The organism is Azoarcus sp. L1K30 (genome assembly GCF_018122735.1).
In the GTDB taxonomy this organism is placed as follows: Bacteria; Pseudomonadota; Gammaproteobacteria; order Burkholderiales; family Rhodocyclaceae; genus Parazoarcus.
This window is the reverse complement of the sequence record NZ_JAGRRD010000001.1, coordinates 525,279-545,883: the sequence shown is the minus strand read 5'-3', so window position 1 is coordinate 545,883 and position 20,605 is coordinate 525,279. Positions and strand designations below refer to the sequence as shown.

16 protein-coding genes and 1 pseudogene are annotated in these 20,605 nt (G+C 63.5%); 7 read left to right on the top strand and 10 right to left on the bottom strand.

Annotated elements, in window-relative coordinates:
• The first annotated feature begins 123 nt into the window (after positions 1–123).
• On the top strand, positions 124–981 hold the full coding sequence (locus J5J83_RS02450; RefSeq protein ID WP_212344887.1) for an HDOD domain-containing protein: 858 nt from the start codon (positions 124–126) through the stop codon (positions 979–981).
• A gap of 37 nt (positions 982–1,018) precedes the next feature.
• Positions 1,019–2,194, top strand: coding sequence for a benzoate/H(+) symporter BenE family transporter (locus J5J83_RS02445; RefSeq protein ID WP_212344886.1), 1,176 nt, complete (start codon positions 1,019–1,021; stop codon positions 2,192–2,194).
• Here the strand turns inward: J5J83_RS02445 and J5J83_RS02440 are convergent.
• The 5 genes from J5J83_RS02440 to J5J83_RS02420 are packed head-to-tail and all read right to left on the bottom strand — an operon-like array spanning position 2,093 to position 7,184.
• Positions 2,093–2,638: a hydrogenase maturation protease gene (locus J5J83_RS02440; protein ID WP_249115593.1), complete on the bottom strand. Its 546-nt coding sequence runs from the start codon at positions 2,636–2,638 to the stop codon at positions 2,093–2,095. The genes J5J83_RS02445 and J5J83_RS02440 overlap by 102 nt on opposite strands.
• Complete coding sequence (locus tag J5J83_RS02435) at positions 2,635–4,098, bottom strand: Ni/Fe hydrogenase subunit alpha (RefSeq protein ID WP_212344885.1); 1,464 nt, start codon at positions 4,096–4,098, stop codon at positions 2,635–2,637. Before J5J83_RS02435 ends, J5J83_RS02440 begins: the two co-directional genes overlap by 4 nt.
• Before the next feature lie 7 nt (positions 4,099–4,105).
• Entirely contained in the window at positions 4,106–4,654 is a 549-nt protein-coding gene (locus tag J5J83_RS02430) for an NADP oxidoreductase (RefSeq protein ID WP_212344884.1), read from the bottom strand.
• On the bottom strand, positions 4,651–5,355 hold the full coding sequence (locus J5J83_RS02425) for a 2Fe-2S iron-sulfur cluster-binding protein (RefSeq protein ID WP_212344883.1): 705 nt from the start codon (positions 5,353–5,355) through the stop codon (positions 4,651–4,653). The genes J5J83_RS02430 and J5J83_RS02425 overlap by 4 nt, the downstream gene beginning before the upstream one ends.
• A gap of 17 nt (positions 5,356–5,372) precedes the next feature.
• On the bottom strand, positions 5,373–7,184 hold the full coding sequence (locus J5J83_RS02420; RefSeq protein WP_212352747.1) for an NAD(P)H-dependent oxidoreductase subunit E: 1,812 nt from the start codon (positions 7,182–7,184) through the stop codon (positions 5,373–5,375).
• Between the two features lie 264 nt (positions 7,185–7,448).
• On the opposite strand from J5J83_RS02420, the gene J5J83_RS02415 reads away from it, so the two are divergent.
• Positions 7,449–10,307, top strand: coding sequence for an adenosylcobalamin-dependent ribonucleoside-diphosphate reductase (locus tag J5J83_RS02415; RefSeq protein ID WP_212344882.1), 2,859 nt, complete (start codon positions 7,449–7,451; stop codon positions 10,305–10,307).
• Positions 10,308–10,624: 317 nt separating this feature from the next.
• Positions 10,625–12,280 (top strand): NYN domain-containing protein, encoded by a 1,656-nt coding sequence (locus J5J83_RS02410; RefSeq protein ID WP_212344880.1) that lies wholly within the window; start codon positions 10,625–10,627, stop codon positions 12,278–12,280.
• Between the two features lie 51 nt (positions 12,281–12,331).
• On the opposite strand, the gene J5J83_RS02405 is transcribed toward J5J83_RS02410, so the two are convergent.
• The 4 genes from J5J83_RS02405 to J5J83_RS02390 all read right to left on the bottom strand — a co-directional run bounded on the left by J5J83_RS02405 (position 12,332) and on the right by J5J83_RS02390 (position 16,123).
• The gene (locus tag J5J83_RS02405) at positions 12,332–13,084 is read right to left on the bottom strand and encodes a TIGR04283 family arsenosugar biosynthesis glycosyltransferase (RefSeq protein WP_212344878.1); all 753 of its coding nucleotides are present in this window, start codon (positions 13,082–13,084) and stop codon (positions 12,332–12,334) included.
• Positions 13,085–13,148: 64 nt separating this feature from the next.
• Entirely contained in the window at positions 13,149–13,691 is a 543-nt protein-coding gene (locus J5J83_RS02400; protein WP_212344875.1) for a hydrolase, read from the bottom strand.
• An 8-nt stretch (positions 13,692–13,699) separates the two neighbouring features.
• The gene (locus J5J83_RS02395; RefSeq protein WP_212344861.1) at positions 13,700–15,676 is read right to left on the bottom strand and encodes an acetoacetate--CoA ligase; all 1,977 of its coding nucleotides are present in this window, start codon (positions 15,674–15,676) and stop codon (positions 13,700–13,702) included.
• A 39-nt stretch (positions 15,677–15,715) separates the two neighbouring features.
• On the bottom strand, positions 15,716–16,123 hold the full coding sequence (locus tag J5J83_RS02390; RefSeq protein ID WP_212344858.1) for a thioesterase family protein: 408 nt from the start codon (positions 16,121–16,123) through the stop codon (positions 15,716–15,718).
• A gap of 176 nt (positions 16,124–16,299) precedes the next feature.
• Between J5J83_RS02390 and J5J83_RS02385 the strand changes: the two genes are divergently transcribed.
• The gene (locus tag J5J83_RS02385) at positions 16,300–17,943 is read left to right on the top strand and encodes an electron transfer flavoprotein-ubiquinone oxidoreductase (RefSeq protein ID WP_212344855.1); all 1,644 of its coding nucleotides are present in this window, start codon (positions 16,300–16,302) and stop codon (positions 17,941–17,943) included.
• 241 nt (positions 17,944–18,184) lie between these two features.
• Here J5J83_RS02385 and J5J83_RS02380 read toward each other — a convergent pair.
• A pseudogene (locus J5J83_RS02380) lies at positions 18,185–18,703 on the bottom strand (transposase).
• A 391-nt stretch (positions 18,704–19,094) separates the two neighbouring features.
• On the opposite strand from J5J83_RS02380, the gene J5J83_RS02375 reads away from it, so the two are divergent.
• Both J5J83_RS02375 and J5J83_RS02370 read left to right on the top strand, forming a co-directional pair.
• Positions 19,095–19,607: a sigma-70 family RNA polymerase sigma factor gene (locus tag J5J83_RS02375; protein WP_212344852.1), complete on the top strand. Its 513-nt coding sequence runs from the start codon at positions 19,095–19,097 to the stop codon at positions 19,605–19,607.
• Positions 19,604–20,590, top strand: a complete 987-nt coding sequence (locus J5J83_RS02370) for a FecR family protein (RefSeq protein ID WP_212344849.1) — start codon at positions 19,604–19,606, stop codon at positions 20,588–20,590. The genes J5J83_RS02375 and J5J83_RS02370 overlap by 4 nt, the downstream gene beginning before the upstream one ends.
• Positions 20,591–20,605: the final 15 nt, after the last annotated feature.

Below are 20,605 nucleotides of genomic sequence, written 5' to 3'. Positions count from 1 at the left end.
TCACCGCAAGCCACGCACATGACATCGAGACACAAGGGGCTCCCCACCCGCCTGTTTTGATCGCGCCATTCACCTGCCCCCCCAGATCGTCGATAATGGAGCCGTTCATCACGGAATCAGACCATGTACTCGGCCCAGGAAATTGTCAGTCACGTCGAGGCGCTGTCCACCTTGCCGACGGTATACCACCGCATCCGCGAGCAACTCGACTCGGACGACGGATCGCTGATCGAAGTTGCGCGCCTGGTGTCCGCCGACCCGGCACTCGCTGCCGGTGTGCTGCGGCTGGTCAACAGTGCCTTCTTCGGCTTTGGCGGCAAGATCGACAGCGTTGAGCGCGCGGTACCCATTCTCGGGCTACAGCAGGTGCATGATCTGGTGCTCGCGATGTCGGTCAAGGCCGTATTCGACGGCATCCGCCCCGAGCACATGGACATGAGCCGGTTCTGGCATGGCAGCATGATGTGTGCCTTGGCCGCACGCAGTCTCGCGCGCGTGGCCGGGCATCCCGGTGTTGAGCGCATGTTCGTGATCGGCCTGCTGGCCGATGTCGGCCATCTCGTGATGTACCAGGTGGTTCCGGAACAGGCTTCGGCGGCACAGCTTGCCGCGGATGCCGGCGCAGAATCGCTGCCGGCGGCAGAGTGCCGGCTGATCGGCTGCAACCATGCCGAAATTGGTGCGGCTCTGATGGAGGGCTGGAAGCTTCCGAGCTGTTTTGCCGATGTCATCGGTGCACAGTTGATGCCGCGACTCGCCGGCGAACGCACGAGCGACGCCAGCGTGCTCCATATCGCCCGCGCCATTTCACATGCGGACCGTTACGGCGAGTCCAGCGAAGTGGCCGCTGCGCGCATCGAACCCGTAGTATGGCTCGATGCCGAACTCGACAGCGCCGGCTTCATCGCAGCCAGGGACGAAGCCGAACTCAACCTGGCCTCCTGCATTGCGAGTTTCTTCCCCCGCAAGCACCCGCGCTGACACCACCGACCACTACCTGCGTACCCCCCAACAGACAATGCGTGATTTTTCGCTTTCGGCCGTGATCGCCGGCTTCGTTGCCGTGCTCGTCGGCTACACCAGTTCCGCGGTCCTGATCTTTCAGGCAGCAGATGCCCTCGGCGCCTCGCAGGCCGAAATCGGCTCGTGGATGGGCGCACTGGGTGTCGGCATGGGGCTGAGCTCGATCGCACTCACCCTGCGTTACCGGGTGCCGGTCCTGACGGCCTGGAGCACGCCAGGCGCAGCGATGCTGATTACGGCTGCAGCCGGCGTGCCGATGAATGAAGCGATCGGCGCCTTCCTCGTCTGTGCCGCGCTCATCACCGTGGCCGGCTTCAGTGGCGTGTTCGAACGTCTGATGGGACGCATCCCGATCTCACTTGCGGCGGGGATGCTGGCCGGTGTGCTGCTGCGCTTCGGCCTCGATGTATTCGTGGCGATGAAATCCCAGTTCGCGCTGGTGTTTCCGATGTTCTGCGTCTATCTCGCGGGGCGCCGTTTCTTTGCCCGCTACGCCGTGCCCCTCGCGCTGCTGGTCGGCATCGGTATCGCATCGACGCGGGGACTGCTGCATGTCGACGCGCTCGAACTCGCGCTGGCTCGCCCGGTATTCACCATGCCGGGCTTTTCGCTCAGCGCTCTGGTCGGCATCGCCCTGCCGCTGTTCGTCGTGACCATGGCGTCGCAGAACGTTCCAGGGGTCACCGTGATCCGGGCATCCGGTTACAGCATTCCGGTATCCCCGGTGATCGGCTGGACGGGTGTCGCCACGCTCGTGCTCGCCCCCTTCGGCGCCTTCGCGCTCAACCTTGCGGCCATCACCGCCGCGATCTGCATGGGACGCGAAGCCCATCCCGCCCCTGACAAACGCTATGTTGCCGCACTGTCGGCGGGCGTGGTCTATGTGATCCTGGGCGTTTTCGGCGCAACCGTGGGCGCGCTATTTACCGCCTTTCCCAGGGAATTGGTGCTCGGGATTGCCGGCCTGGCGCTGTTCGGCACCATCGGCAACGGCATGGCGATGGCACTGCGCGACGAGCACGAGCGCGAACCGGCGCTGGTGACCTTTCTGGTCACGGCGTCGGGCGTGTCACTGCTCGGCGTGGGGTCGGCCTTCTGGGGCATCGTGGCCGGCACGATTGCGCTGCTGGTGCTCAGGGGGGGCACCAGTCGCAGCGGCAAGCAGGCCTGACACCGACAGGCGCGAACACAGCCAGGTCCAGCCCGCCTCCAGCGCACTTGCAGCCGGCGCAGACAAGGACTCGCCCAGCTCGAAGGACTTTCCCCGCAGCGCAAGGACGAAGGCCGGGGGCGGCGCCCTGCCCTCGATGCGCTCGAACACCGCAAGCAAGGCGCCAGGCGACAGCGCATGACTCAGCAGCGGTGCAGCGGGGTCGGGCACGGTGCGGTGGAATTCGAATGCCTGCTCGAGGCCAACGGCTGCATCGATGAAAAGCACCGCCGCCGCCCCGCGCAGATCCAGCGCATGCTCGATCTGCAGCTGATACTCGGCAAACAGCTTCAGGCCAGGCGGCGACGCCTGTTCGATACGTACGGCCAGTTGCGGGCCGAGCGCGTCGTCGCCACGGGCATCATTGCCGATCGCGAACACCACCAATCCACCGGCGGCGCTCAATCGCGCACCACGCGGTCGATCACCTCCCCATTGGCAGCCGCCAGTTCGACCACCAGTGGCATCTGCCCCAGTGCGTGGGTGGCACACGACAGACAGGGATCAAAGGCGCGGATCGCCACCTCGATGTGATTGAGCAGACCTTCGGTGAGCTTGCGCCCGGACAGGTAACGCTTGGCGACCTCCCGCACCGCGGTGTTCATGGCCTGGTTGTTGTGGGTGGTCGACACGATGAGGTTGCACATCGTCACCAGGTCGTCGTCACCCACCTGATAATGGTGGATCAGCGTACCGCGCGGCGCTTCGATGATGCCCACGCCTTCCTTCCCGCGCGTGCCCTGGGCCATCAGCTCACCCGCAGTGCAGGCCGGGTCGTCGAGCAGGTCACGGATCACTTCTGCCGCATGCAGCATTTCGATCATCCGGGCCCAGTGGTAGGCCAGCGGCGCATGGATGACGTCGCCCTTGCCATGATCGATGAACTCGCGCCGCTCGATCTCCGCCAGTGGTGAGGGAATGAAATCGCAGTTCTGCACCCGCGCCAGTGGTCCTACCTTGTACCAGCCCAAGTCGGGCCCGCGCTCCATGAGATAGGGAAACTTCATGTAGCTCCAGGACTTCACATCCTCCTGCAGCACCTGGCGATAGTTCTGATCCGGCACCTGATCGAGGATGATTCCGCCGTCACCGTCGCGGAAACGCAGCACGCCATCGTAGAGATCCATTGCACCGTCAGCCCGCACCAGGCTGGCAAGGCCGGAGCGGAACACGCCGAACACATCGTAGAGACCGGGATCGGCGCGGTGCAGGCGCTTGACCAATTCCACCGCCGCCTGGCTCCACGCCACCATCTGGTCTGCATCGGCACGCAGTGCATCGCGGTCGGCCAGCGACAGATGGCGGTTCATGCCGCCCGGCACAGCACCAGTGCCGTGAATGCGTTTGCCGGCCGTGGCGCGGATAACCTCCTGGCCGAACTTGCGCAACAGCACGCCCTGGCGCGCAACGTCCGGATAGGCCTCGGCCACGCCAACGATATTGCGCTTGCCGAGCTCGGCCTCGAAACCGAACAGCATGTCCGGCGACGACAGGTGAAAGAAGTGCAGCGCATGCGACTGCAGGATCTGACCATAGTGCATCAGCCGTCGGAGCTGAATCGCGGCAGGGCTCGGCGGCACCGCGCCGACCACCCGATCGAGCGCCTTCGATGCAGCCAGGTGATGGCTGACCGGGCAGATGCCGCACAGGCGCTGCACCATGACCGGCACCTCCCAGTAGGGCCGCCCCTGTATGAAGACTTCGAAGCCGCGAAACTCGACGATGTGCAGCCTCGCTTCGCACACCTGATCATCATCGTCGATCAGCAGCGTGACCCGTCCGTGCCCCTCTATCCGCGACACCGGATCGATCGCCACCTTGCGCAGCGTCTCGCGCCCCTCGGCCGTTTCCAGTTCGGCAGTCATTGCAACCTCAGTCGAAATGCATCATCGGATACGACAGCCGCGGCGTGCGCCCGGCAATCAGATCGGTCAGGAATTTCCAGATTGCCTCGCCCGAGGGCGGGCAACCGGGAATGAAATAGTCGATCCGCACCAGTTCGTGAATCGGCCTCACCTTGTCGAGCAGCAAGGGCAGCTCCGGGTCGTTCGGCACCCCTCCCGCACCCAGCCCGTCGCGCGACATGTACACTTCGCGCAGGCAGGATTCGAGATCGAGATGATTGCGCTGGGCCGGCAGGCCACCGTTGATCGCGCACGCACCCACGGCGATCAGCGTCTTGCAGTTGCGCCTGAATTCACGCAGGACGTGCACATTCTCGGCATTGCATACCCCCCCTTCGATCAGGCCGATATCGCATGGTCCGCAGTGCTTGATGTCCGTCAGTGGCGAACGGTCGAACTCGGCCAGTTCGACCAGATCGAACAGGTGCTCGTCAATGTCCAGAAACGACATGTGGCAGCCGAAACAGCCTGCGAGCGAGGTCGTCGCAATGCGGACCTTGGGGCGCGGGGCGCTCATTTTCCATCCTCCATGGCCACGAGGTGGATGGGTTTGACGTCGTAGGTGCGCTCGCCGATCGGCTTGGCGAAGCCCACGCGCTTCTTCAGGATCACGCCGACCGGGCAGATGTTGGCCGCCAGGTCGTCCGCCGCCAGATCGGTGTCGGCCAGCCTGCCCGACTCCGCGTTGACCACCAGATGCTTGTTGATGCCGCGCTCGGTGAGCGCGAACACGTTCTTTCCATCGACGTCGCGGCTGGCGCGCACGCACAGCTCGCAGAAAATGCAGCGGTTGAAGTCGAGCAGTACGTCGGGGTGCGAGGCATCGACCGGTCGCTCTGGAAAGAAATGGGCGAATCGCTCACCGGTCATCTCCAGATCGTAGGCGAGCGCCTGCAACTGGCAGTTGCCGCTCTTCTCGCACGACGGACAGAAGTGGTTGCCCTCGACGAACAGCATCTGCAGCAGGGCACGGCGCTCGCCGTTGATCTCCGGCGTGTTGCTCTCGACCTCCATCCCCTCCTTGGCCGGCATCGCACAGGACGACACATGGCGTCCCGCCACCTTCACGATGCACAGCTTGCAGGAACCATGCGGCGGAAAATCCGGATGCCAGCACAAATGCGGGATGTAATGTCCCGCCACGCGCGCTGCCTGCAGGATGGTCTGGCCGTCCTCGAACGCAACCGGACGACCGTCGAACAGAAATTGCTTGCTCATCGCACAGTCCTCAATGTTCAACCCTTCTGATCCGCCTCTTCGGCACCGATGTGCGCAGCCGGGTCGTCACGTCCGCTGGCCCGCCGCGCCGCCGCCAAGGCCGCGTCGAGATCGAACGCGGGTTCGAAGTCGAGCGATTGCAGGCGCCGTTCGTATGCCGGACGGAACTTCAGCAGCGTATCGACCACCGGATTCGGCGCGGCCGACCCCAGTCCGCAGTGACTCGCGTTCTTGAGCAGGCGGTCGATCCACTCGATGTCTGCCAGATCGGTCTTCGCGCCCCGCCCCTCGGCAAGCTTCTTCATCGCCTTTTTCAGCAGCGCCGTGCCCACCCTGCACGGCGTGCAGAAACCGCAACTCTCATGCGCGAAGAAATCGACGAAATTGCGTGCCACATCGAACAGATCACGGCTGGAATCGAACACCATGAACGCCCCGGCGGTGGGCACATCCTCGAACGCGATGCGACGATGGAACTCATAACTCGCCAGGGTGATCCCGGATGCGCCCCCGACCTGCACCGCCTGGATGTCCGAGGCACCGCAGTCTTCGAGCACACGCTCGATCGGCACCCCGAAGGGATACTCATAAATGCCCGGCTGCGCACAGTCGCCCGAGATCGACAGCAGCTTGGTGCCGGCGGACTGCGCAGTACCGGTGGCGGCAAATGCCTCACCGCCATGCAATGCGATCAGGCAGGTCTTGGCCAGAGTCTCGACATTGTTGACCACCGTCGGCCGCCCAAGATAACCGTGCGACACGGGAAACGGCGGCCGGATGCGCGGCGTGCCGCGTTTGCCCTCGAGCGATTCCAGCAGGGCCGTTTCCTCGCCGCACACATAGGCGCCAGCCCCGAGATGGATCTCGATATCGAAATCGAACCCGGGGGCGCCCAGGATGCCGCGTCCCAGCAGATTCTCGGCCCTTCGCAGATCGATCGCCTCGAGCAAGGGCGCCAGCAGGTAGCGATATTCTCCGCGCAGATAGAGGAAGCCCCGGCGCGCACCCACTGCCCACGCGGCGAGCGTCATGCCCTCGAACAGCATGTCGGCCATACGCGTCAGCAGCACCCGATCCTTGAATGTTCCAGGCTCGCCCTCGTCCGCATTGCATACCACGACCTTCTCTGCGCCTGGCGCGTCGCGACACGCCATCCACTTGACCGCCGTGGTGAAGCCGGCACCGCCGCGCCCGCGCAGATTGGACGCACGCATCTGCTCCATCCAGCCATCGCGCCCGAGTGCGACCGCCGCACGCAGCGCCGCACCGGGCGCCATGTCGAGCGACAACAGTGCATCGCGGCGATGGATATTGTCATCCACGCGGAAGAGCTCGGCCGGCCAGCCCGGCAGCGGGACCTCGCGTCGAATCAGTTCGGCAACCTGGTTGATACGCTGGTGGGACAGGCGGGTCAGCGGCTGTCCATTGACCAGCAGCGAAGGCCCCTGATCGCCCATGCCGATGCATGAAGTGGTGCCGACACTGACCAGACCGTCTTCCGACAACCTGCCGGGTTCGACCCACAGCTTGCTGCACAGTGAGGCCATGAGTTCGACCGAGCCCTGCATGCGCTCGGTAATGTTGTCGGCGAACAGCAGGTGGAAACGACCGACCGGCTGCTTGTGCAGGAATTGATAGAAACCCGCGACGCCTTCCACCCTTGAACGCGGAATCGACAACGCGCTGGCAACGGCGGTGATCACACCCGGGGCAAGCCACCCGGTTTCGTCCTGCACATCGATGAGAATCTGCAGCAGTCGGGTGGCATCTCCACCATGCCTGCCAACAATGCGCCGAACCAGTGCCGCGGGAACGTCCTCGGGGATCATGACCGCCATTCTCCACTGCAAACGATGGCCCATTATAGGCCTGTCGCGGGGCGCCATACCGCCCGAAACGCCCCGAAAACACTGGGTTTTCAATGAATAAACAGCGAAAATTGAGCCACTATATGTAGTGTCAATTTAACCCTTGACGCACAAGCAAAAATTATAACGATTTGTTTTTATTTGTTTTTATTTTTTTGCGAAATCCGTATTTAGGCGCTATGCTTCGGTTTGTTCCAATCCACATCAAGGCAGACCAAGAAGATCATGAGCGCGACCACTCAGAACACTGTCAAAGCCGATGCCAGCACACTTGCGATGCAGGAAATTTCGGGCGAAGTCCTGATCGAAAAATATGCCAAGGGCGATGAACAGAGCGTTCATGCGGTCCGTCAGCGCGTTGCCCGTGCACTCGCCGCGATCGAGGCCGAAGACAAACGCATCCACTGGGAGGCGAAGTTCCTCGAAGCCCAGGAGAAAGGCTTCGTGCCCGCAGGTCGCATCAACAGCGCCGCAGGCACCACGCTCGCCGCCACGCTGATCAACTGCTTCGTGCAACCGGTCGGTGACTCCGTCACCGAATCTGTCGACGGCCGCCCCGGCATCTACACCGCCCTTGCGCAAGCTGCCGAAACCATGCGCCGCGGCGGCGGTGTGGGCTACGATTTCTCCTCCATCCGTCCCAAGGGCGCGCTGGTCAAGGGCACGGCATCGAACGCCTCCGGCCCGGTGTCGTACATGCGTGTGTTCGACCGCTCGTGCGAAACCGTCGAATCCGCCGGCGCCCGCCGCGGCGCCCAGATGGGCGTGCTGCGCTGCGATCATCCCGACATCGAAGAGTTCATCCACGCCAAGGACAAGGGCGACCTCACCAACTTCAACATCTCGGTCGGCGTGACCGACGCCTTCATGAAGGCGGTTGAAAGCGACGGCGACATCGAGCTGGCACACAAAGCCGAGCCGACGCAGGAGCTCAAGGACGCGGGCGCATACCAGCTCGACGAGGGCAACTGGGTGTATCGCAAGGTGCGTGCACGCAGTCTGTGGGACCAGATCATGCGCTCGACCTACGATCACGCCGAGCCGGGCATCCTCTTTCTCGACCGCATGAACCAGGATAACAACCTGTACTACTGCGAAACCATCGAGGCGACCAACCCCTGCGCAGAGCAGCCGCTGCCGCCGTATGGCTGCTGCTGCCTGGGCTCGATCAACCTCACCCCCTTCGTCAAGCACCCGTTCACCGACAAGGCCGAGTTCGACTATGCCGGTTTCGGCAAGGTCGTGGATGTTTCCATCCGCATGCTCGACAACGTGCTCGAAGCCACCCACTGGCCGCTCGACCAGCAGCGTGCCGAAGCCGACTCCAAGCGCCGCGTCGGTCTGGGCTTCACCGGTCTGGGCGATGCCCTGATCATGCTGCAGAAGCGCTACGACACCACGGAAGCACGCGAGGAGGCGCGCAAGATCTCCGAATACATGCGCAATCGCGCCTATCTCGCCTCGGCCGAATTGGCGCGCGAGCGCGGCGCCTTCCCGCTGTTCAACGCCGACATGTACCTGTCGGGCGGCAACTTCGCCTCGCGCCTGCCGGCCGAGGTCAAGGACAAGATCCGCAAGCACGGCATCCGCAACTCGCACCTGCTGTCGATCGCGCCCACCGGCACCATCTCGCTGGCCTTCGCCGACAACGCGTCGAACGGTATCGAGCCACCGTTCTCCTACACCTACACGCGGCGCAAGCGCATGGCCGACGGCACGTTCAAGGAATACGCCGTCGAGGACTACGCGTGGCGTCTGTACAAGCACATGGGTGGCAACGTCGACAAGCTGCCGCCCTACTTCGTCACCGCACTCGAGATCTCGGCCCAGGCCCACAAGGACATGGTCGCCGTCGTCGCCCCCTATGTCGACACCTCAATCTCGAAGACGGTTAACGTCCCCGCCGACTACCCCTACACCGAATTCGAGGATCTCTACCTCACGGCGTGGAAGGCCGGCCTCAAGGGCCTGGCGACCTACCGTCCGAACAACGTGCTCGGCTCGGTACTGTCCGTCACCCCGTCGACCGAGCAGAAGCAGCCGCACGACGTCGAGATCTCCGACGCCAACAAGCGCCTGTCGATCAAGAGCCTGCCGGCGCCGGTACTGGCCAGTCTGCGCTGGCCGGGTCGTCCGGGCATGCCTGATGGCAACCTCGCCTGGACCTACATGCTCAACACCCCGCAGGGCGGCTTTGCGCTCTTCGTCGGTCAGTTCGGCACCAACGGCGGCACCTTCCCCTTCGAAGTGTGGGTCAATGGCGCCGACCAGCCGCGCGGCCTCGGCGCAGTCGCCAAGACCCTGTCGATGGACATGCGTGCAAACGATCGCGGCTGGCTCAAACTCAAGCTCGAAACCCTGTCGCGCACCGTGGGCGAGAAGTCCTTCGAAATGCCGTTCCCGCCGCATGGCGAGAAGAAGCTGGTGCCGGGCGTGGTGGCCGCATTCTCGCAGATCGTCAATTACCGTTGCGAGCAGCTCGGTGCATTCAACACCGAGGGTGCGACCCCGGTGCTCGACACCCTGTTCAGCCTCGAGGAGCCCAAGACCGGTACCGACGGCACGCTGTCGTGGACGGTGGATATCTACAACCCGGCCACCGGCGAGGACTTCGTTCTTGGTCTGAAGGAGATCACGCTGCCCGACGGCGTCACCCGCCCATACTCGGTGTGGCTGTCGGGCAACTACCCGCGCGCACTGGACGGCCTCACCCGAATTCTGTCGCTCGACATGCGCGTGATGGATCCGGCCTGGATCGGCATGAAGCTGCGCAAGCTCCTCGACTACCCCGAGCCGCTGGGCGACTTCATGGCTTTCGTGCCCGGCACCAAGCGCCAGCAGAACTACCCCAGCACCGTGGCTTACATCGCGCAGCTGATGATCCACCGCTACGCCATGCTCGGCGTGCTCGACGAGAAGGGTTATCCGACCCGCGAAATGGGCATCCTAGAGGCACCGCGCGACACCAGCGATGCCAAGCTGATGCAGGGCGCGCTGTGCAAGGAATGCGGCAACCACACCGTGATCCGCAAGGACGGCTGCGACTTCTGCACCGCTTGTGGCGCGGTAGGCACCTGCGGCTGACACCGAACGGGGAGTCCTCGACGGATCATCCGTATCCACTCGTTTGGGCAAAGGGCGTGATGACCTGAGCCCGGCAAGGTGAGGACTCGGAATCTGGAAGGCGTGTGCCGGAAACTCCGGCACACGCCTTTTCTCTTTTCCCGCACGACGGCAAACGCAGCCAATTGAGGCAATAGCAGGCCCAATGAGCCCCCGACGGTCTAATATGTCGAAAATCAGCAAAATCGCGCAGGGCGACGACAGACCTTCGACCGCCGCCGCGTAATGTTGCTGTGTGCACACGACATGGGGCCGGTCGGGCCCATCTGGAGAAATACATGGCTTCACCCACCGAAAACATCAGCATGGCGCTGTTCTGTGATTTCGAGAACGTCGCACTGGGCGTACGCGACGCCAACTACGACAAATTCGACATCAAACGCGTGCTTGAGCGCCTGCTGCTCAAGGGCAGCATCGTAGTCAAGAAGGCCTATTGCGACTGGGAGCGTTACAAGGGCTTCAAGGCCACGATGCACGAAGCCAACTTCGAGCTCATCGAGATTCCACATGTCCGCCAGTCCGGAAAGAACTCGGCCGACATCCGCCTTGTCGTCGATGCACTGGACCTGTGCTACACCAAGGCCCACGTCAATACCTTCGTCATCATCAGTGGCGACTCCGACTTCTCGCCGCTCGTCTCCAAGCTGCGCGAAAACGCCAAGCAGGTGATCGGCGTCGGCGTCAAGCAATCCACGTCCGACCTGCTGATCGCCAATTGCGACGAGTTCATCTTCTATGACGATCTCGTGCGCGAGGGCGAACGCATGGCGCGCAAACGCGAATCGCGTCAGGACAGCGGCGGCAATCGCCGCCCCCAGACCGAGGACAAGGGGCGTAAGGACGACATTGAAGTCCGGCGCACGCAGGCGATCGATATCGCGGTCGAAACCTTCGAGGCCTTGCTTGCCGAACGCGGCGACAGCGGCAAGATCTGGGCGTCGATGCTCAAGGAAGCAATCAAGCGCCGCAAGCCAGACTTCAGCGAGTCTTACTACGGCTTCCGCGCCTTCGGAAACCTGCTCGAAGAGGCGCAATCGAGAGGTCTGCTGGAATTCGGTCGCGACGAAAAATCGGGCGCCTACGTTTATCGAAGCAGCACCACGTCAGACACCGAAACGGCGGCCGAACGTCCGCCACGTGAGGCCGACTCCACGCGCCGCGACCGCTCCAGACGCGGGGGACGGCGTGACAACACCCCGACCGAACCGGTCCATGCGCCGCAGCTCGACACCGCAGCGGAATCCGCTGTCGAAAGCCAGACCGAAAAACAGCCGGAAAAGCAGGCCGAGCAGGCAGCGCCCGAGGCCGCGCCTGCGCGTCAGGAAAGACCGTCACGTCGGGGCCCACGTCGTACGAATGCCGGCAACGCGACACCGGCCGAAAAGACGGCCCCGCCTGCAAACACCCATACTGCGGCCGCCGAGCCCCCGCCTGCCCGCGCGGCACAGGACGCCGTGCCAGCTGCCCCAGCGCCGGTGGCGGAGAACGCGCCAGGCGGCGGCGAAGCAGCACCAACACCGCGCGCTCCAAGCCTCGTCAGTCCTGCGGCAATTCGTACCAGCGAAAAAATGAAGGCTGCAGATGCCGCCATCGCCGCAGCCGCGGCGGCAAGAGCGGCACAATCGGCAGCCCCCGCACGCACAACAGCGCCCGCTGCTGCACCCGCTCCTGCTGCACCCGCTCCTGCTGCACCCGCTCCTGCTGCGCCCGCTCCTGCTGCGCCAACACCGCTGACCACCGTACCCGCAACAACGGAGGCCAGTGCCGCGCCCGCCCAGGCCGCCAAGGCCGTCAAAGCGAAAAGGGCGGCGAAACCTCGCGCCAAACCCGCGGAAGACGACAGCGAAAAGCCGGTCAAGCCCGAACGCAAGACGGCGGCGAAACGCAAGACCGCCCCCAAGAAGGACGCGACGACGGACGACACCTCGGCCTGATGCCGCCAGCCGCCGGGACGGCGAGCAGCGCAGCGAAGCGCCTCCCCACGCTCAGGCGTCGGGAGGCCTTTTTTCTTCCGTGCGCACCCCGGCAAGCCGAGCCTGTGGACCATTGCGCGGCTGATAGCCGTAGCGCCGCGCGAGTTCGTCGGGATCGGCGCCCAGCCAGTAGGCGGCACGAAGGCGCCACATGAGCACGATGGTGCGCAGCACCCCATGCTTTTCCCAACGCCGCCCCGAGGTCGCCACCGGCGGGCGCAGGCAGGCCGGATGCGCCAACGCGCGCAATGCGCCAGACAGTGCGACGTCTTCCATCAGGGCGATGTCGGGGTAGCCGCCAGCGGCGTCGAACACGGTTCGCCGCACGAAGATGGCCTGATCGCCGGTGGCGATGCCGCTCAGACGCGAACGCAGGTTCATCATCGCGCCGACCAGTCGCAGCGCACGGGAGCGCCCCTCGATTCGCACATCGAAGCGTCCCCACTGTGCCCCAGCGCTGATTGCGCGCCGGATGACATCCAGCGCGCCGCTGGGAAGTCGGGTATCGGCATGCAGAAACAGAAGGATATCGCCCGTGGCGAGTGCCGCCCCCGCATTCATCTGGCTGCCACGTCCCCGTGGCGCGTGCACGAACGTGTGAGCCCGGCCGCGCGCGATCTCCGGCGTCGCATCGGCGCTGCCGCCGTCAGCGACAATGATCTCAACATCGGGATCACACAGCGACTCGAGTGTCATCAGGCAGGCCGTCAGCGTAGCGGCCTCGTCGAGCACCGGAACGATGATCGAGATTCGCTCCTCGCTCATCGCCCCTCTCCGAACCGGCACATCCACGTGGGCGCAGATGCCATGCACGCCCCGCCTCAGCCGTTTAACGAATGAAATCCCGATTGATCTCGCGAAACAGGTCGGTGCCCCCGCACTTGAGCCACTCGAACGCGAGCATTTCACGCGACACGATCTCGATGCCGTGGCTGCGCATGCGTGCAATGGCCAGATCGCGGTTGGCCGGATCGCGCGACCCGACCGCTTCGGCGACCACGAAAACCTCCTTGCCCGCCCAGCGCAACTCGAGCGCAGTTTGCAGCACGCACACATGAGCCTCAGCGCCGCAAATGACAACCTGACGGCATTCGTCAACTGCCGTGCCCTTCAGGCAACCATCTGCCACGGCCGAGAAGTGCTGTTTGCCCACGTATTGCGCGCCTTCCGTCGCGGCCTTGAGACGCGGCACGGTGGAGCCGAGCTTCTGCGGAAAATGCTCGGTCACGACGGTCGGCACCTTGAGCCGTGTCGCCACCTCCGCCAGCCACACACAGTGGCCGACAAGGTGGTCGGCGTTGTGAATGGCCGGCGCGAGCCCGGTCTGCACGTCGATGATCAACAGCACCGACTTGTCGCGATTCATCAGCATGGCAGCTCCTAGCTCATCAGTTCGGGCCGGTCGCGGAACAGCGCCAACACTTCCGGATTGGCCAGCGCCTCCTGGTTCTTCACCGCACGGCCATGCACGACATGCCGGACCGCCAGTTCCACGATCTTGCCACTCTTGGTGCGCGGAATGTCGGCCACTTGCAGGACTTTGGCAGGCACATGGCGCGGCGTGGTGTTGTCGCGGATGGTCTGCTTGATGCGCTTGGTCAGCGCTTCGTCGAGCGTCAGGCCTTCACGCAACTTCACGAACAGCACCACGCGCACATCGCTCGGGTTCTGCGGCGGCCAGTCCTGACCGATCACCAGCGACTCCACCACCTCGTCGAGTTTCTCCACCTGACGGTAGATCTCCGCAGTGCCGATGCGCACGCCACCCGGATTGAGCGTGGCGTCCGAACGGCCGTAGATCACCAATCCACCGTGCGCGGTGATCTCGCAGAAGTCACCATGGCACCACACGTTGGGGAAGCGATCGAAGTAGGCGGCGTGATACTTGCTGCCGTCGTCATCCCCCCAGAACCCCAGCGGCATCACCGGGAAAGGCTTGGAGCACACCAGTTCGCCCTTCTCCCCGCGCACCGGGTGGCCGTCGTCGTCCCACACGTCCACCGCCATTCCCAGGCCGCGGCACTGGATCTCGCCACGCCACACCGGCAGCACCGGCGAGCCGAGCACGAAGCAGGAAATGATATCGGTGCCACCCGAGATCGACGACAATTGAAGGTCGGCCTTGATCTCGCGATAGACGTATTCGAAACCTTCGGCCACCAGCGGACTGCCGGTGCTCATCATGGCCCGTACCGTGTCGAGGCCGTGCGTCTCGCGCGGCTTCAGACCGAACTTGGCAGCGGCATCGATGAACTTGGCCGAGGTGCCGAAATGGGTCATGCCCTCGGCGTCGGCATAGTCGAACAGGATGGCATTGTCGCTGGCAAACGGCGATCCGTCGTACAGCAGCAGCGTCGCTCCAGCCGCCAGGCCTGAGACCAGCCAGTTCCACATCATCCAGCCGCAGGTGGTGAAATAGAACACGCGGTCCTTCGGCTTGACGTCACTGTGCAGGCGGTGCTCCTTCAGATGCTGCAGCAACGCACCACCGGCGCAGTGCACGATGCACTTGGGCACACCCGTCGTACCCGACGAATACATGATGTAGAGCGGATGATCGAAGGGCAGTTGCGCAAACTCGATCTCGGTGACGTGATGATGATCGGCCACGAAGTCGGCATACATGCGGGCGTGGGGCACGTTGCCCAGATCGTGCGCGGTGTGCACATAGGGCACCACCACCACGCGTCGCAGCGATGGCAGCTGGCGCGCGATATCGCCCAGTTTCTCGAGACAATCGATGGTCTTGCCAGCGTAAAAGTAGCCATCGCAGGCGATCAGGACCTTCGGTGCGCTCTGTCCGAAGCGGTCGAGCACGCCCTGCACGCCGAAGTCGGGCGAGGCCGAGGTAAAGATCGCGCCGATGCTTGCGGCCGCCAGCATGGCGATGATGGTCTCGGGCATGTTGGGCATGAATGCGGCAACCCGATCCCCCTTCTCCACCCCCTGTTCACGCAAGGCCGCGGCAAAATGCGCAACGGCCCGGTACAACTCGCCGTGCGACAGGCGATTCTTGACCTGATCCTCGCCCCAGAACACGAGTGCATCATGGCCTTCACGGCTGCGCAACAGGTTCTGGGCAAAATTCAGGCGCGCATCGGGGAACCACCTTGCGCCCGACATGCGGTCACCGTCGACCAGCACGCGCTCACCGCGCTCGCCGACTACGCCGCCATCTTCCCACACACTGGTCCAGAACTGCTCCGGCTTCGCTACCGACCAGTCGTACAAAGCATCGTAGTCCGGCAGCGAAACATGCCAGCGGCGCTCGGCTTCGCGCCGGAAGGCGGTTACGTTGGCCGCCTCGACACGCGCCGCCGATGGCGTCCACAAGGGCTGATCCAGTCCTGCACTCATCTCCGTCTCCTTTGTTAGTGTTTAATTAGTTTTATTTTATCAAACAAACATCTCGCGGATTGTATCCGGCAAGGGTGAGGACTTGCCACTGCGCGTGTCCATCCACACTGTTTTCGCCGCGCCATCGGCAAAGAGCCGATCGTCGCCTTCGACGAATAGTTCGTACCAGGTCATCAGACTGGTCCGCCCCGGTTCGCCCCCATACATCTTCACCACCACGGTTGCCGGGTAATTGACCGGCAGGTAGAAGGTGCAACTGGCATTGATGATGACCGGTCCGACCGTCTCGTCCGGACTCACGCGTGAGCCCTGCATCTCCAGCCATTCAACGCGCGCCTGCTCGAAATACCTGAAATAGACGGTGTTGTTCACATGCCCGTAGGCATCCATATCGCCCCAGCGGACGGGTATGCGCGTGGTCAGGATCAGCTTGCGTTCGGTCGACATCCATCTTCTCCAGGGCGGTAGTTCGCGTGCAAAGCAATTTACCATACGAAGGCGTATGTTTTAGAATGGCCCGGCTCGAAAAGTGCTTCGCGCCGGTCTGAAGGCCGCAGGCCCGTATTACACTGTGCGGCGACGAGAACGCATACCAATAAAGCTTAAGGTAAAAGGAGAACGGGATGGAACGCGAATCCATGGAATTTGACGTCCTGATCGTCGGTGGCGGCCCGGCCGGGCTGGCGGCGGCGATCCGGCTCAAGCAGCAGGCCGAGGCCAGGGGACAGGACATCTCGGTATGCCTGATCGAGAAAGGCGCAGAGATCGGCGCCCATATCCTGTCCGGCGCGGTCATGGACCCGCGTGCGATCACCGAACTCTTTCCCGACTGGAAGGCGCGTGGCGCGCCGCTCAACACCGCGGTGACCGAAGACCGCGTGATCTTCCTCAACGAAACCGGCGGACGCACGATCCCCAACGGTCTGCTGCCGGACTGCTTCGTCAATCACGGCAACTACATCGTGCGCCTCGGCAACGTCGCCAAGTGGATGGGCGAGCAGGCAGAGGCACTCGGCGTCGAGGTCTATCCGGGCTTTGCCGGTGCCGAGATCCTGTTCGACGAAAACGGTGCGGTCAAGGGCGTCGCAACCGGCGACATGGGCCTCACCCGCGAGGGCGAGCCCGGCCCCAACCACCAACCGGGCATGGAGCTGCATGCCAAGTACACGCTGTTCGCCGAGGGATGCCGCGGCCACCTGGGCAAGCAACTCGAAGCCAGATACAAACTTCGAGATGGCGTCGACCCGCAGACCTACGGCATCGGTATCAAGGAACTGTGGGAAGTGCCGGTCGAGAATCACCGCCCTGGGCTGGTGGTACACACGGCGGGCTGGCCACTGCCCGCCGACACCTACGGCGGCGGCTTCGTCTATCACCTGGAAGACAATCTGGTAGCGGTGGGCTACGTCGTCGGGCTCAACTACAGCAATCCGCATCTGTCGCCGTTCGAAGAGTTCCAGCGCTACAAGACCCATCCCGACATCCGCAAGTTTCTCGAGGGCGGCAAGCGCCTGGCCTACGGCGCACGCGCCATCGCGGCAGGCGGACTGCAGAGCCAGCCCCGCCTGATCTTCCCCGGTGGCGCACTGATCGGCGACGATGCAGGCTTCCTCAACGCGGCGCGCATCAAGGGCAGTCATGCCGCGATCAAGTCCGGCATGCTCGCCGCCGACGCGGCACTCGATGCCCTCGCCGGCAACCGTCAGCGCGATGCCCTTACCGCCTACCCGTCGGCCTTCCAGGACTCCTGGCTGCATGCCGAACTGCACAAGACACGCAACTTCAAGCCTTACATGAAGAAGGGTCTGTGGATGGGTTCGCTGCTGTTCGGCATCGATCAGAAGCTGTTCGGCGGCAAGGTGCCGTGGACGCTGCACAACAGTGCCGACCATGTCACGCTCAAGCCCGCTGCGGAGTGCCCGAAGATCGACTACCCGAAGCCGGACGGCACGCTGACCTTCGACCGCCTGTCGTCGGTCTTCCTGTCCAACACCAACCATGAGGAAGAGCAGCCCTGTCACCTGCGCCTCAAGGATGCTTCGGTACCGATCTCGGTCAATCTGGCGCTCTACGACGCCCCCGAGCAGCGCTACTGCCCGGCCGGCGTGTACGAGATCGTGCGCGACGGTGATGGCAATGCGCCGCGCCTGCAGATCAACGCGCAGAACTGCGTGCACTGCAAGACCTGCGACATCAAGGATCCCACCCAGAACATCAACTGGGTGGTGCCGCAAGGCGGCGAGGGGCCGATCTACCAGGGCATGTAAGCCCTGTCAGTGACGGGGCGCTCCGGCGCTCCGTCACTGGGTCGCCGCAAACGGCGCTCGATGATAGGCAGCCGGAAACCGGTGCGCATCTTCAGCGTCACGTCGCGGCTGTCACGGGCGTTCATGTAGCCGTCCTGCTGATGAAAGAACTCCGCCTAACGGCCGGTCAGCCAATGCCGGTATTTCACGCCCCAGCCGATTGCCGGATCGTTCTGGCGATGGAAACGTCACCGATTTCCCATCACGTTGATAAGTAAAATTTTCCACAATCCCGATTATTGTGGACTTGGGCCCTGCTATTGACCCGGCCCTTAAATACGCTCACTACGTAGCATACGTCCGGATTGGATTCGGGAACATAGGGCGGCAAGTAGAACAGCTCGATCTGCGCGCGACGCGGCTCGACCCAGGCCTGGACGAGCTTGGCGTGATGCACCCGCAGGTTATCGACAATCAGGAACACCTTGCTCGCCGCACTGGCGATCAGTCACTCGATGAAGCGTTCGGCGTTGATCGTGTCCTCGACGATCTGGAAAGCGATCTCGCCCCGGTTGGTGATGGCCGAGATCATCGACAGCTTGGCCCAGAGGGCCGGTGCCTCGAGCACAGGCGTGCGGCCGGCCGGCGCAAAGCCTCGAATCCATCTCGTATCTTCCTTCACCGCCGTTTCGTTGGCCCAGTAAATGACCGCGCCTTCGGTCTTGGCCTGCGCGGCAATGGCCGGGTAGCGCTCGCGCAGCCAAGCCTGCACCGCGCGCATGGACGCCGGCGATCGTCGCCAACTCCACGCCGTTCATTCCCGACTGCGTATTCAGGCGCAGCACCATCTTGCGCACCGTCTCGCGCCCTTCGGGACCCAGCTCACGTGCACCGATCTTATTCATGCACACAACATATATAAAACAGCCTATATAAGGCCGGGTTAATAACTGCGAAATACAGCTTCTGAACCACCGCGATCGGCAATCCGCAACGGCACTTCCGGCAGGTTCCGTTTTTCGTGGAATATTGCGATCGACCGCAAACTCCAGCCATTCCTCCCAGCCATTTGACGCCGCCCGGCAAATCCGAAACAATGAGAACCATTCTCAAAAACAACGCAAGCCAAGCCCCCCCTGGGCCAGCCAGCATTTTGTTTGCCGGAGGCCCCCTTGCACACTGCCTCATCACTCGATTCGCTGGCCTCGCTCTATCGCGAGCACCACGGCTGGTTACGGGACTGGCTGCGACGGCGTCTGTCCAGCAGCGACCTGGCCGCCGACCTGGCGCACGATACCTTCCTGCGCCTGCTCACCCAGGCTGAACAGGCTACGCCGGAAAAACCGCGAGCATTCCTGACCACCATCGCCCAGCGGGTCCTGGCTAGTCATTTCCGGCGCCATTATCTGGAACAAGCCTGGCTCGAAGCTCTCGCCCGGCAACCGGAACTCGCCGCACCCTCGGAGGAAACCCGCGCCCTGTGGCTGGAAGCCCTGCACGAGATCGACCGCCTGCTCGGCACGTTGCCGTCTGTAGTCCGCCGCGCCTTCCTGCTGTCCCAACTTGACGGACTGAGTCATGCCCAGATCGCCTCCGAACTGGACATTTCCGTCGCCACCGTCAAACGCCATATCGTCAAGGCCGGCACACTCTTCTACTTCGCCGACCTTGCCATGGCCCCATGAATCTCGCGTCCATCGGCAAGTATCCGATCTCCCCCAATGTCGCCGAAGCCGCAATGGCCTGGTGGGTCGAACTGCAATCCGAGCCGGTCGCCGCCGAGGTTCGAATGGCCTGTCAGCGCTGGCGGGCCGCCAGTCCGGAACACGAGCATGCCTGGCAGATCATCGCTGGCGGCCAGCAGCGTCTGCGAGCCACCGGCCTGCCTACCGCCCTTGCCCATGCCTCCCTGACTACGCCACCCGGCCCAGCCCGACGCCAGGCGATCAAGGCGCTGGCCGTGCTGGTTTTTGCTGGCGCTGGCGGGTTGACCTTGCATCGGCAATACCAAACCGGCAGCTGGATCGCCGATTACCAGACCGACACGGGCGAACGGCGCCTGGTGACGCTGGCCGACGGCAGCCAGCTTACCCTCGACACAGGCAGCGTCGTCGACGTCAACTTCGACAGCCGACAGCGGCAACTCCATCTGCGCAGCGGGCGTATCCACATCGCTACTGCAACCGACGATAGACGACGCCCGTTCCTGGTGAGCACGGCCGAAGGCAGTGCCCAGGCCCTCGGCACCCGGTTCACCGTACGCCAGCACCCGGGCAGCAGCGAAGTCGCCGTCTTTGCCGGGGCCGTCGCCCTGCGGCCACTTCGCAACCCGGCACATCCGCTGATCATCAACGCCGGCCAGCGTGCCAGTTTCGATGCCGGCGCCTGTGATGCGCCCAGCGCCACAGTCAGCACCGACGCCGCCTGGCAACAAGGCATGCTGATCGTTAATGCCATGCGCCTCGACGATTTCGCCGCCGAACTCGATCGCTATCGTCCGGGCTGGCTGATTTGCGATCCACGGGTGGCCAGCCTCGAGGTTTCTGGTTCCTTTCCCCTCGACAACACCGAGCGTGTATTGGAAGCACTGGTCAACACGCTCCCCGTGCAGATTGTGCAGCGCACCCGCTACTGGACGGCAATCCAGCCCCTGCCGAGTAGCGCTTAAAAATATTCGCAGCCC